This window comes from Ureibacillus thermophilus, from assembly GCF_004331915.1.
GTDB classification, from domain to species: domain Bacteria; phylum Bacillota; class Bacilli; order Bacillales_A; family Planococcaceae; genus Ureibacillus; species Ureibacillus thermophilus.
Genome location: NZ_CP036528.1, coordinates 210,214 through 223,386 on the forward strand (window position 1 = coordinate 210,214; position 13,173 = coordinate 223,386).

General features: G+C 36.0%; 14 protein-coding genes. 5 read left to right on the forward strand and 9 right to left on the reverse strand.

Translation table 11 applies throughout. The annotated features are described in order from the left end of the window. Positions 1 to 161 precede the first annotated feature (161 nt). From DKZ56_RS00950 to cls, 3 genes are all read left to right on the forward strand, one after another. On the forward strand, positions 162 to 1,328 hold the full coding sequence (locus tag DKZ56_RS00950; RefSeq protein WP_208650869.1) for an MFS transporter: 1,167 nt from the start codon (positions 162 to 164) through the stop codon (positions 1,326 to 1,328). 171 nt (positions 1,329 to 1,499) lie between these two features. Beyond that, positions 1,500 to 2,291, forward strand: a complete 792-nt coding sequence (locus DKZ56_RS00955; RefSeq protein ID WP_208650870.1) for a YwqG family protein — start codon at positions 1,500 to 1,502, stop codon at positions 2,289 to 2,291. A 161-nt stretch (positions 2,292 to 2,452) separates the two neighbouring features. After that, positions 2,453 to 3,907, forward strand: a complete 1,455-nt coding sequence (cls, locus tag DKZ56_RS00960) for a cardiolipin synthase (RefSeq protein WP_208650871.1) — start codon at positions 2,453 to 2,455, stop codon at positions 3,905 to 3,907. A 61-nt stretch (positions 3,908 to 3,968) separates the two neighbouring features. Here the strand turns inward: cls and DKZ56_RS00965 are convergent, their stop codons facing one another. From DKZ56_RS00965 to DKZ56_RS00975, 3 genes are all read right to left on the reverse strand, one after another. Continuing rightward, positions 3,969 to 4,826 (reverse strand): M15 family metallopeptidase, encoded by an 858-nt coding sequence (locus tag DKZ56_RS00965; RefSeq protein WP_208650872.1) that lies wholly within the window; start codon positions 4,824 to 4,826, stop codon positions 3,969 to 3,971. 109 nt (positions 4,827 to 4,935) lie between these two features. Then, on the reverse strand, positions 4,936 to 5,694 hold the full coding sequence (yidC, locus tag DKZ56_RS00970) for a membrane protein insertase YidC (protein WP_208650873.1): 759 nt from the start codon (positions 5,692 to 5,694) through the stop codon (positions 4,936 to 4,938). A gap of 90 nt (positions 5,695 to 5,784) precedes the next feature. Next, positions 5,785 to 6,585 carry a helix-turn-helix transcriptional regulator gene (locus DKZ56_RS00975; protein WP_208650874.1) on the reverse strand — a complete coding sequence of 267 codons (801 nt, stop codon included), beginning with the start codon at positions 6,583 to 6,585 and terminating at the stop codon, positions 5,785 to 5,787. 450 nt (positions 6,586 to 7,035) lie between these two features. On the opposite strand from DKZ56_RS00975, the gene DKZ56_RS00980 reads away from it, so the two are divergent. Beyond that, entirely contained in the window at positions 7,036 to 7,686 is a 651-nt protein-coding gene (locus DKZ56_RS00980) for a LytTR family DNA-binding domain-containing protein (RefSeq protein WP_208650875.1), read from the forward strand. Between the two features lie 323 nt (positions 7,687 to 8,009). After that, positions 8,010 to 9,515, forward strand: coding sequence for a succinyl-CoA:acetate CoA-transferase ScpC (gene scpC, locus DKZ56_RS00985; RefSeq protein ID WP_208650876.1), 1,506 nt, complete (start codon positions 8,010 to 8,012; stop codon positions 9,513 to 9,515). A gap of 150 nt (positions 9,516 to 9,665) precedes the next feature. Here the strand turns inward: scpC and DKZ56_RS00990 are convergent, their stop codons facing one another. The 6 genes from DKZ56_RS00990 to DKZ56_RS01015 form a co-directional block, all read right to left on the reverse strand. Next, positions 9,666 to 9,968, reverse strand: coding sequence for a hypothetical protein (locus DKZ56_RS00990; protein ID WP_208650877.1), 303 nt, complete (start codon positions 9,966 to 9,968; stop codon positions 9,666 to 9,668). Between the two features lie 109 nt (positions 9,969 to 10,077). Then, positions 10,078 to 10,356 (reverse strand): GNAT family N-acetyltransferase, encoded by a 279-nt coding sequence (locus DKZ56_RS00995; protein ID WP_208650878.1) that lies wholly within the window; start codon positions 10,354 to 10,356, stop codon positions 10,078 to 10,080. 52 nt (positions 10,357 to 10,408) lie between these two features. Then, on the reverse strand, positions 10,409 to 11,323 hold the full coding sequence (locus tag DKZ56_RS01000) for a DUF1002 domain-containing protein (protein ID WP_208650879.1): 915 nt from the start codon (positions 11,321 to 11,323) through the stop codon (positions 10,409 to 10,411). Positions 11,324 to 11,430: 107 nt separating this feature from the next. Beyond that, entirely contained in the window at positions 11,431 to 12,285 is an 855-nt protein-coding gene (locus tag DKZ56_RS01005) for a CvfB family protein (protein ID WP_208652115.1), read from the reverse strand. A gap of 20 nt (positions 12,286 to 12,305) precedes the next feature. Next, positions 12,306 to 12,716 carry a transcriptional regulator MntR gene (gene mntR, locus DKZ56_RS01010; protein ID WP_208650880.1) on the reverse strand — a complete coding sequence of 137 codons (411 nt, stop codon included), beginning with the start codon at positions 12,714 to 12,716 and terminating at the stop codon, positions 12,306 to 12,308. A 124-nt stretch (positions 12,717 to 12,840) separates the two neighbouring features. After that, entirely contained in the window at positions 12,841 to 13,125 is a 285-nt protein-coding gene (locus DKZ56_RS01015; RefSeq protein WP_208650881.1) for a late competence development ComFB family protein, read from the reverse strand. Positions 13,126 to 13,173 lie beyond the last annotated feature (48 nt).

The window sequence follows — 13,173 nt, forward strand, 5'->3', positions numbered from 1 at the left end:
CAATAGTAATTTTACCATGATTATTTCTGTTCAAATTTTTCAATTATATTACAAGTTCATAAACATAGCTGTTTTTCAAACATACGATTTACTTGTTTTAAAACGTTGGTAAAGTTACAATTACTTTGTCATACTAATTCACAAAAATAGGTAGGAAGGTTATGAAAAATCTATTTTTATTACTATCGATACAATTTCTAGTTTATTTAGGTTTTGGAATCATTATTCCTGTTTTGCCGGAAGTGGTTGTCGAAAACCAGTGGAATGATGTTCATGTGGGCGGATTATTAACCGTCTATGCACTAGCCAGCTTCTTTACTGCGCCTTTCTGGGGAGAAATTTCTGATAAATTTGGAAGAAAACAATTGATCTTAATTGGTCTGGTTGGTTTTAGTTTAAGTTTCCTTATTTTCAGCTTATTTATCGACAATTTATTTATTTTATATCTGTCACGATTTATTGGCGGCTTGTTCTCCGGAGCTCTGTATACTTCTGTTACAGGATATATTAGCGACGTTTCCACTAATGAAAATCGAAATAAATACATGGGCCTTATGGGAATGACTATTGGTTTAGGGTTCATCTTTGGTCCAGCAGTCGGTGGGGTTCTCGGAGAAATTCAACTGCACCTACCTTTCACAACTTCAGCAGCCTTAATTGCCATTCTTTTTGTTGTTGCTCTCATTGGTTTGAAAGAGCCGGAAAGAAAAGGAGAAGCAGCGAAGCGGGAACTTATTCCAAAAGGCGCTTCTACACTTTTCCAATACCGCATTCGTTATTTATTTGCTTTTTCTTTCTTCGTTACATTCATTTTGGCTGGTGTAGAAGCAACCTTCCAGCTGTTCCAAATCGATCGCATTGATATTACACCGGCGCAGCTCGGATCTTTATTCATGTTCAGCGGATTTGTTGATGCTGGTATTCAAGGCGGCATTATCCGGCGAATTAAAGATGGCACTGAAACAAAATGGTTATTTGCTGCTCAAATTATAACTGCCATCGGACTTGTTTTCATTACAATGACATCTAACTTAGTGATGGCTGGCATTGCACTTTGCGTCTTTACAGCGGGAAATGCCTTGGCTAGAACTTGCGTCGTTTCCTTAACAACGAAGGAATCCGGCGGTAAATTTGGTCTTGCTTCAGGCATCTCCTACTCAATGGATAATTTAGGGCGAATAATCGGTCCGCTTGTTTTCACCGGTTTATTTAATGTCGGGGCATCATTTACTTATTACATTTCAGCAATCATAGCCCTCTTTGTCATTGCACTTATTGTCTTTTTCAAACATTCAAAAAAATCCCTTCGCACTGAATATGAAGGATAAATTCTTTCCATTCCAACCTTCAAATAAAATTTCCATACTGTATGTAAAATGAAATGCGTCTGAATTAATTCAGGCGCCCTTTTTCAATTATTTTGAAAAACCCTGGAAGCCGTGCATATATTTACAATAAGTGGTTTTATTAAAGATAAAAATAATTTTGGAGGATAGAAAGTGGATACTTTACATTCGTTACCTTTGCCATCCCAATTTGAAGGACTTCGAACAAGGCTTGAGGCATCCTCATTGAAAGCAATCACGATACATCCAAAAATACAACAAACGAAAGCAACGGACAGCAAATGTTCAGGCCATCCTTACTTGCCCAAAACGATGCACTATCCGAAAGATATTGATGGAAATTATTTAATCTTCCTTGCGCAAATTAATTTTGAACAAATCCATTCGTTTCATCCTTTTCCTTCAAAGGGCATTTTGCAGTTTTTTATTTCTCCTTCCTTAGTTGCTTATCAAATGAGCGAAGAGATTTTCCAGCATTATTTTAAAGTGCGCTATTATCCAAAACCTTTACCCGAAAAAGATCTAGTCACGGATTTTTCTTTCTTACCGAAGGACATTTATTCCCCCATAAAAAATGAAATGATTCTTCAATTTTCCAATACCATCGAACCGGTTTCAGCAATGGATTATCGGTTAACAAAATTCATCCGACCTGTTGATTTGTCAAGACGTCTCGATGATGGGCGCACGATGGAAGAACACTATTTTGAATATTTTTTAGGAGCGGAACATAAAATTGGCGGCTACCCTTACTTTATTCACCACGATACTCGCAACGATTCAAGTTTGTTAAAACGATACGATACGCTGCTTTTTCAAATTGTTTCCGATGATGACCTGGATATTATGTGGGGAGATTCAGGAATCATCAAATTCTTTATCAATAGCAAAAAACTTGCCCAAGGCGATTTTACTGATATTTATTTACAAGCTGAACAATACTAATGGTGCTGTAAAGTCCTTAGCAACAGCAGAAGCAACTTTGATATGAAGTATGTGGTCTTGCCAAAAAGGATAATTCAAACTACCTTATACCAATAATTTCTATTCAAGAGGCAAATCCGTTATAATAATATATAATGATTGGGGGAGTAGGTGGGTGTGGAATGAGCATTATTATTAATTCAATTCCTTTCATTCCTATATTATTTGTTCTAAATATTTTTCTCGCCATTACCATCATCTTCTTAGAGAGAAGAGATGCCTCTTCCACATGGGCATGGATTCTTGTGCTATTCTTCTTGCCATTCTTAGGATTTATTTTGTATTTATTGCTAGGGAGACAATTGAGGAAGAAACATTTGTTTCGCTGGGAAGGAAAAAAGGATATCGGCATCGATAATTTAATTAAATATCAAATTGACGCCCTTGAAGACGATACATTCCATTTCAACGAAGATTATGTCAGACATTATAAAAACTTGATTCAAATGAATTTAATTACTGGAGGTGCAGTGCTGACCCAAGATAATCATATTCAAATCTTTGATGATGGGGTCGAAAAATTCCAGTCCTTAATTAATGATATATCCAATGCGAAAGATCATATACACATTCAATATTATATTTTTAAGCTTGATAATTTAGGGAAAAGAATCTATGAGGTGCTGAAAAAGAAAGCAAAACAAGGGGTCAAGGTGCGAATTTTATACGATGAAATGGGTTCAAGAGGCATCAAAAAAAGACAGTTTAAAGAATTGATGGATTTAGGAGGAGAAGTGGAAGTCTTTTTCCCTTCAATTTTTCCCCTGATCAATCCGCGCCTCAATTTTAGAAACCATCGGAAAATTGTTGTCATTGACGGCCGAATCGGCTACATCGGCGGATTCAATGTCGGCGATGAATATCTCGGTTTAAACAGCAAATTCGGCTATTGGCGAGACACCCATTTGCGCATTGAAGGCAGTTCTGTTCACCCCCTTCAAACGCGATTTATTTTAGATTGGAATCAAGCCAGCGAACATAAAATAGACTACTCGGACCGCTACTTCCCTGCTATTCCGAAAAAGGGCAGTGTCGCCATGCAAATTATCTCCAGCGGCCCTGATACGGATTGGCCCAATATAAAAAATGCTTATTTAAAATTGCTAATGGAAGCCAAACGATATATTTATATACAAACACCTTATTTTATTCCGGATAACAGCTTCTTAAATGCCATTGAAGTGGCTTGTCTTTCCGGAATTGATGTACGCATTATGATACCTAATAAACCTGACCATTTATTCGTTTATTGGGCTACCTATTCTTATATCGGCGAATTATTGAAAGCAGGAGCAAAAGTATATATTTACGATAAAGGATTCATCCATGCAAAAACCATTGTCATCGATGACGAAGCAGCTTCCGTTGGCACGGCCAATATCGACGTTCGAAGCTTCAAATTAAATTTTGAAGTGAATGCGTTTATTTATAACCGTAAAATTTGCCATGAGTTAGCCGAAATTTTCGAAAAGGATATTTTAGATTCCCGGGAATTGACGCTGGAACAATACGAACATCGCCCAATAATCATTAAATTTAAAGAGTCCATCTCAAGACTTCTTTCTCCAATCTTATAAATAAAAAAGAATTCGTTTCTCCAAAAGGAATGTTGCCTTTGGAAAAACGAATTATTTTTTATTAATTAATTCCTAAATATTCTTCTAGTGTAAGTCCTGATTCTTTTACTTTCGTCGCAAGTTCTACGCCTAAATAACGGAAATGCCATGCTTCATACATATAGCCTGTGATGTTTTCTTTCCCCTTCGGATATCTTAAAATAAATCCGTATTTATGGGCATTTTCAGCCAGCCATTTGCCAGCAGGAGACTCTCCAAATGCTTCTTCCAACCATAAATCTTCCCGACCTTTTTCTCCAATATCAAAGGCTAGCCCTGTCTGATGTTCGGAATATCCTGGACGTGCACTGTAGCGGTCTGCCTTTTCTTTTCCGTCTCTAGCTACATAACTGTTATAAAGGGTTGCCTGATATTCATAAGAACGATAGGTGCTAAATGCCACTAGCTCAAACCCTTGTTTTTTTGCATCTTGCGCCATTTTTTCAAAGGCTGCCCGGGCTTCTTTGCTTTCTCCAGGTGCAAAATCCTTTGGAAGCGGATATTTTTTATTGGCAATTAAAACTCCTTGTATATAGGTAGGTTTGCTTGGAAGTTGTTGGCCTTCAATATAGCCGTTATGCTCTTTTGTTCCTTGCTTATGTTGCGTCTGTTCTTTTTTTTCTTGGTGTTCCGCAGATTGTTTCTCTGGAGATGTCTCTTCCTTTTGTACTGCATCTGAGTTTCCGTTTTCTTCCTGTGTCAGTTCTTTTTCTTTTTCATCTTCTGTCACTTCCGAATCGACCGTTGTCTCTTTTTCATCCACTTCTTCTTGCTCATTTACCTGTTGGTTCATATTCACTATTAAAATCACAGCCGCAATCGCAATAATCCCAATGAGTAATAAACCAATGCGTAAATAACTTTTTTTATTTGTTTTCATCAAAAATCACCTGATTCTGTCCATTCAAAATTGGCTCTTTTATTTTATCACTATTTTCATAGTTTTACTGCAAAAAAATGAGCCGAGCCGCAAGACTCGACTATATTGCTTAATTGGTTTCTTTTGCTGGATGTTCTGAATAATATTTTCTTCCTAAATATGTTTGGAAAATAAGCAACAATCCGCTGACAGACCAATACAATGGCAAAGCAGCCATGGAAGAAAGCGAAATGATGACAATCATAATCGGTGAAATATATACCATTATCTTCATTTGTTGTTTTTGAGCTTCAGGGACTGTCCATAATGATACTTTTGCTTGTATGAAATAAACAAGCCCTGCAATGGCAGTAATGATGAAATCAGGGTTTCCTAAGTTAAACCATAAAAATTTATGGGATAATACTTCATCAGAATAGCGGATGGCAAAATATAATCCCATGATAATTGGCATTTGAATTAAAATCGGCAAGCATCCTAGATTCAATGGATTGATATTGTGTTCGCGGTATAAGGCTAACATTTCTTGCTGAATTTTCATTTGCTCTTCTTTTGTTGTTGCCTTTTTCAATTTTTCTTGAATTTCATCCATTTTTGGTTTAATGATATCCATTTTGGATTTCATAATGGATTGTTGGCGATAATTGCGCAACATGAAAGGCATCAAAATAAGACGAATGATGATAGTAATGGCGATAATAGCCAACCCGTAACTGCCGCCAAACCATTCACCAAACGTATTCAATAACCAATCCATTGGCTTAACAAAGGTGTGATAGAAAAACCCTTCTTGATTTTCAACTGCTTGGCACCCTGATAATACAAATAGCGAAATGCCGAAAAGTATAAACAACGTTAATTTTTTCATTTTTCCACCTACTATTAATATTTCACTAAATTGAAGTATACGGAATCTAAAATATAATTTCAAATAGCAGGTGTCAAAATGAATGACACCTTATTTTTCCTTTTCGACATTTGCTGTTTCCGGAAATTCGAATCGAAAGAATTCATGATGCAATTCATCTCTGAAGTGCTTTGGCGTAACTCCCGTATACTTCTTAAAAATCCGAGTAAAATAACTTTGATTGCAAAAATGAAACTGTTCAGAAATCGATGTGATGCTTTTATTCGTATGTCTCAAATAATATTGCGATTCTTCCACTCTTCTTACATTTAAATACTCTACTAAAGTGATTCCTACATGCTCGCGGAAGATGCGGGAAAGATGGCTCGTACTAATATGGAATTTTTGAGCTATACTCTCTACAGTTAAGTCATTTTCCAATTCATCATTTATGTACATAATCACTTTATTGACTGTTTGATGGCGGAAAGTAGGCTGTTTTCTATCGGCAATAAAACTTACATAAAAGTCGATTAATTCATCGGCAAATTGCAGAAACTCTGCATCCTTCATTTTATTTTGTATCATATCAACGCAAGCAACATTAAAGGCAAAGGCCTTTTTCGAGGGAACCTGGTTCTCCATCAGCTTTCTTGCAACGATAGACGAAAGAGTCATAAAATAATTTCTTATTTCTTTAATAACTTGCTTTCCAAAACGGATGGATAAAATATCAATGATTTCATGCAATGATTTTTTTGCTTTTTCCGCCTCTAAATGAAATATTTCAAATAATAATTTTGATTCAATGTTGAAAAATTCTTCAATTCCGTTATATTGATTTATGCTATCAATTTCTTGGAAATATCTCTTTGAAATCGTTTCAGAAATTGAATGTTGCTGTAATTGCATTGATTACCCCAACTTTCTCCAGAATGAAATTTGCATCATACGTCCATAATTACTATGTTGATATAATTTATCATAAAACAAATAAAATAAAATTTTATTATTATAAAAAGGGTGCCATTTTGAGCATTTAATGCTAAAATTTTATCCCCGTTAATAGAAAAATTCGAACTTTTAAATAAATATTTATAACTAAAGTGAATATTACCATAATTTTGGTTTTTTTTTCAATACTATTTAGTACATAAGTTACTAAAGGTTAATATACATTATAAAGGTACATGCAAAATTATTGCTAAAATGGATGAAAATAAACTATGCTAAATTTTAAGAAAAATAAATTTTATTACGAAATATTCTCATAATTATACGTTCTTCTCTATTTCATTTCTTAAAATATGTAGTAAAATAAAAATATTAAAACATAAAAGTGGACAAACGAGGTGTTTAAAAGTGGATCCTAAAGAAATAGAAGAAATTATGGATGTCATAAAAGATTTTTTCCCTGAAAATACATCCATCGCTATTTCAGATACAAAAGAATATATATATTACCAACCGAGTAAACTGATAGACTTAAAAATTAAACCTGGTGATCCTATAAAAGAAGGTTCAGCTGCCTTTAAAGCCATTCATTACGGTAAAAAAATTAACACTTATATTGAATCTGATGTTTTTGGTGTCCCTTATTACGGCATGAGTATTCCTTTAATTACAGAAGGAGAAATTAAAGGGGCAGTCACTGCTATTTTCCCTCATAAACCATCACCATTTTTAACAAACTACATCACAATTAAAATTGATGACTGCTGGTACCCAATTAAACATAACGAAGTGGTTTATTTAGAAACACAACTTCGCAAAACTTTCGTTAAAACAATGGATAAAGAAGGATTCCATCGCCTAAATCTTAGCGATCTTGAACTTTTCCTACCTAATGACCATTTTATTCGCTGCCATCGTTCCTATATTGTTAATATAGATTATATTGATGAAATTCAACCGGATTCCCATTCAACATTCCTTTTAGTGATGAGAGATGGTACAAGAATCCCGGTTAGCCAAAGATACGCAAGCTATTTCCGCCGTTCATTAGGTTTCTAATCGTGGAAAATATTTACATCATCATTTTAAACATTTAACTATTTGTATTGCAAAGGTAAATCAAACCATCATTTTTCATTTTTGGAAAAATGATGGTTTTTTTATGCCCTTAATTAGTTTACTAAAATAATTTTTTGTCGAAAAAACTCGGAATTTCTCGTTCATTCTAATATTAAGCATTTTCATGCAACATTTGAAGAATGTGTGACAAAGTCATGCTATTATTAATGTACTTTTGAGCACAGTAGATTTGCGCGCTCAATATACTGAAAATTCTTACAAAGTTTCTTTGTTATGACGAATGAAGGGGAGGATACTTTACTATGGATTCAATCATCGAAAAACGAATTGGCGTACCAAAGCTAAGAGACCGCATTGTTTCTGCTGAAGAAGCAGCAGCCCTTATCCCAGATGGTGCAGTAGTAGGTTTAAGCGGCTTTACACGTGCCGGGGATGCAAAAGTTGTACCAATGGCGCTTGTTGAACGAGCTAAAAAAGAAAAATTCAAAATCGATGTATATACAGGTGCTTCCCTTGGACCTGAAGTAGACCATTATTTAGCTGAGGCGGGCGTTATTCGCAAACGTGGGCCATACCAAGGTGAAAAAGCGATGCGCAACCTTATCAATAAAGGGGATATTTTATATGTAGATGCCCATCTTTCCCACAATGCCGAATTAGTTCGCCAAGGAATCATCGGCCCTATTAAATATGCCGTTATCGAAGTTTGTGCAATTACTGAAGACGGATTATTAATTCCGACAACTTCTGTAGGTAACTCACCGATTTTCGCTCAATACGCTGAAAATATTATTCTTGAATTAAATATTTCACATTCTGATACATTAATCGGTATTCATGATATTTATGTACCAGGCCCGCAAGGTAAACGTGAACCGATTCCTATTACAAATGCAAATCAACGCATCGGTGAAATAGGTATCCGCGTTGACCTTGACAAAATTAAAGCGATTGTCATTTCCGAAGAGCCAGATGCTCCTTCATTAATCGTACCGCCAGATGAAGAAACACGAAGAATGGCAGATCTATTGCTTGACTTCTTCCGTTCTGAAATCAAAGCTGGACGCTTAACAAACGAATTGATGCCAATCCAATCAGGTGTAGGTTCAGTAGCAAACGCTGTATTGGACGGCTTTAAAGAATCTGAATTCGAAAATCTGCAAGTATACTCTGAATGTCTACAAGACGCAGTATTTAATTTGATTGACGCTGGAAAAGTAAACTTTGCATCAGCAACATCCATTACTTTAACTGCTGAAGCACAACAAAAAGTATATGGCAACATTGAAAAATATGCGGATAAAATTTGCTTACGTCCACAAGAAATTTCCAACCACCCAGAAGTTGTGCGCCGACTCGGATTAATTTCAATCAATGCTGCTCTTGAAGTGGATATTTATGGTAACGTAAACTCTACACACGTAGCAGGTACAAAAATGATGAACGGTATCGGCGGTTCCGGCGACTTCGCCCGAAATGCTCGCCTAACAGTATTCGTTACAAAATCTTATGCAAAAGGCGGCGCTATTTCATCCATCGTTCCTATGGTTTCACACGTTGACCATACAGAACATGATGTCGATGTAATCGTGACTGAACAAGGTATTGCCGATTTACGCGGTCTTGCTCCAAAAGAACGTGTGCCATTGATCATTGAAAACTGTGCACATCCAGACTTCAAAGATCAATTATGGGATTACTATAACCGCGCCGTTGAAGCAACAGGCAATTCCCAAACACCTCATATCCTTGAGGAAGCATTAAGCTGGCATGTAAATCTATTGAAAAATAATACAATGAAAAAATAATTGGTGCTTACCTTTGTTGCGGCCGTCTCCTTTTGAGGCGGCCATTTTTTATAAAACAAATATCTTCCCTCAAGTTACTCCTGCCACGTATAGGAAAATATAATAGCCGCAAAGTATGCTCTAAAAGCATATTGCGGCTATTTTTTGGCATTATTTCACTTCTTGATTATTTTCATTGTAATAAATAATGGCTGTTTGCAGACCGCTTTCTGCAATCATATTGTTTTCTCTAATTTTTGTTTCTGTATCATCGGCAGCAGTTTCTGCAATTTCTTTTAAGTCATTATTATTGACTTTGCTGTATCGCTTTTCGCCAAAGTCGGTTTCTTTCTGGAATGAATTTCTCATATTTTTAATCATCCTTACTGTTTTATCTCGGTTTTCCTTTTTGCTCAAGTACGCTGTTACGCCCGCCAGAAATGCGGTCATCAAAACATTTCTCCCTTTTGCCATCACTTTTCTCCTTTCGTCTTTATTACTTACTTTTGCCCATCTTGCCTTGTTTCATTCCAGACAATAAAAAAGTGACATAAAAACAAGATGTTTTTATGTCACTTATCTTTTACGCTTTGATATCGTCATATTCGCCTTTTTGGAATTCTGCCACTACATAGGAACAGATTGGATTCATTTTATATTGATGTTCCCTTGCGTATTCTGCTGCCCGTTCAAGCAATTTTTTTGCCATCCCTTGGCCGCGCAGTTTTGGTGAGACGAAAGTATGGGTCATATCCATAATTCCATCCCGCAGGTTCCATGTTATTTCTGCCAACATTTCCCCATCTTGTTCATACTCAAAGGCAAAATAATTTGTTCCTCTTTCTACAAGTTTAAACTCCATAAACATTCCTCCCTTTTGAAAATACTATATCATAGGGAGTAAATCTTGTAATTTAATTAGTTTCTTCTTTAGAAGATGTAAACCATGAAGAAACTAAATCAATGAGTTTATTAAAGAAGTTTTTCACTTTTTCCCAAAAACCTTCATCTTGCAGGAATGTAAGTTTCTCTTCAATCGTGTTGCTTAAGCTTGATAATTGATCTTTCCATTGAGAAAAGTCAATATCCAACTGGCGGATGCGGTCCATTAAATCAACTAGCATTTGACGGTCTGCATCGCTCAATTGAATGTTTAATTTGGATAATTGATCTTTCACAATTTGTTCTACTTCTTCTTTTGTTTGAGGGTCAATTTCAGCGATTTGCTTTTTAATTTCCGTTAATAATTGCGCTACTTGTTCATCGGTAATATTGGAATTATCTGCAAGTTCCGTAGCGACTTGCAATTCATCGTTAGCTACATCTGTCCGCTCTACATCCAACGTTTCCCCTGTTTTGACTTCATATGCTTTGTAAATACCCACAAGAGCGGAATGACCTGTTACCGGTTTTGGTGCAGCTACTTCGATTGTTGCATCTTTTAGACCTGCCGTTAACATCGCATTGGCATACATTTCAGAAGTGACTTCCTTAATATTTTCAGGCGTTACGATGCTTACTGTAAGCCCTTTTCCTTCTTCTTCTTGTGTAATTTTTGCAGAAGAATACATGCGGGCGTTTGGATTGCTGTTGGAAATGTATTTGACTAAGTCTTCGCCTGAAACTGTAATTTCATCGACTTCTGCTTCTTTATCTACTTGCAAAACTTCCCGCACTGCTTCTTTTTCGGATTGTGAAAGATTTGCTCCATATACAACAATAGGTACTCCTAGTTTTTCGTTTATTGCTTTAGTTTCTGCAAATACTTGCCCTGGAATGAAGGACAAAACTAAACAAAATGCAGCTAGTAAAGAAAGCCATCTCTTCATTCATCATTTCTCCTTTCAAACCTATTCTTTTAGGTTTGCCACTTATTAGTACGAATAAAAAACACAAAAGGTTGCCAAAGTTGTCCTTTTGTGTATGGTCATCGAAGTTATATAATTTCTGTCCACCCATCCTCTTGTTTCACTTTTTTCTTCTTCATCAGAACACCTAAAGCCCTCTTAAACGCCCCTTTGCTCATATCAAACATTGCATAAATTTCTTCCGGCGTCGACTCATCGCTAAACGGCATCTTGCCTCCCACACTTTTCAAGTACTCATAAATCTTTTCGGCATCTTTTTCAAGTCTTTCATAGTTCCGAGGAAGCAAAGATCCGTTCATCGTTCCGTCTTCTTTTACAGCAATGATTCGAACATCGACATCTTGTCCGAGTCTAGGTTCAGCTTCCATTTGGCTACGATGAACAAAAATGCGGTAAGGTACTTCTGCACCCAATAAAAAAGCCCCTACTGGCAAAAGTCGATAGGTCCGCGCTTTGATATTTTTATTAAATAACTGTTCAGAAGCCTCTTCATATATTTCACTGACTCTTTCTTCTGTAATGAGGCGGCCAAATAATTCACCGTTTCGATTCGTATACAATGTAATGTATAAATGATCCCCAGTTTTTGGCCAAAGAGAACTCAATTTTGGCAAATCTTCCGCTTTTACAAGGACTTCCTTAGAAGTTCCGATATCTACAAATGCTCCTTCTTTTGTTACTTTGATTACTTTGGCCCATCCATAAGTGCCTTGTGTAATTTGCGGTATCAATGTTGTGGCTAACAACTCGCCACGCCGATTTGCAAATAAAAATACTTTAATGCGTTCTCCTACTTTAAGGGGAGCATTCGTTTCAGAACTATTCATTGGAATTTCGTCTACACCATTTGTTAATATCCAACGGGAACCCCTATTTTCCAAGATTGTTAACTCTACTACTTGACCAGCTTTCAACTCTTTCATCATATTTCCTTTCACCAACGCTATTGTTGTTTCATTTTCTCCAATTTTTTCACGATTTCCTTATCTTCCTCCAACAACTGGACCAAATCTGCAATGCGGTCGATTGAATTCCAACTTAAATGATGTTCAATCCCTTCCACATCTTGATAAATCTTATCTTCATCTACACCAATGAGACGCAAAAACTGTTCAAGGAGTTCATGCCTTTTTACAAGCCTTTTTCCTAGTTTTTCACCCTTCGGAGTTAGTGTTAACCCCCTGTATTTTTCATATACTAAATAACCGTCTTTATCCAATTTTTGCACCATTTTCGTTACAGAAGAAGGCAAAACTGATAAAGCTTCCGCTATGTCAGACACCCGGGCATAACCTTTTGTTTCAATCAGCAAGTATATTTGTTCTATATGATCTTCCATGCTTGGTGTTGGCATAACATGACCCCTCACTTTCCATCTATCATATTCAGTTTACTACAATATAAGGAAAAAATGTAACTGTTAAAGGCTTAAGAAAAAAAGAAAATGCCCTAAAGTATCTGTTACTTTATGGGCATTTTCAAACCACATGATTTCTTCGATTTCCTGCTTCATAAATTGCACGGATGATTTCTTTATTTATTATTTCTATATTTTTCGGGCTTTTCAACTCATTAAAAACTTTTTCTCTCTCGGACTCACTTACTACATAATGAGGCGGCAAATTATTTAGTGCTTTTGCCACAATCCTCATTTCACATTCATTACAATTGCAAAATATTTGATATTCCGGACTGCGTAAAAAAAATCGGACAAGCCCGCTCACTAACTCTTCCATGACATTTACTAGCCTTTGTCCTGTCATTTATTATTACTCCATTTCTTAGTTGGTTTTTATATTTATTAATATAAC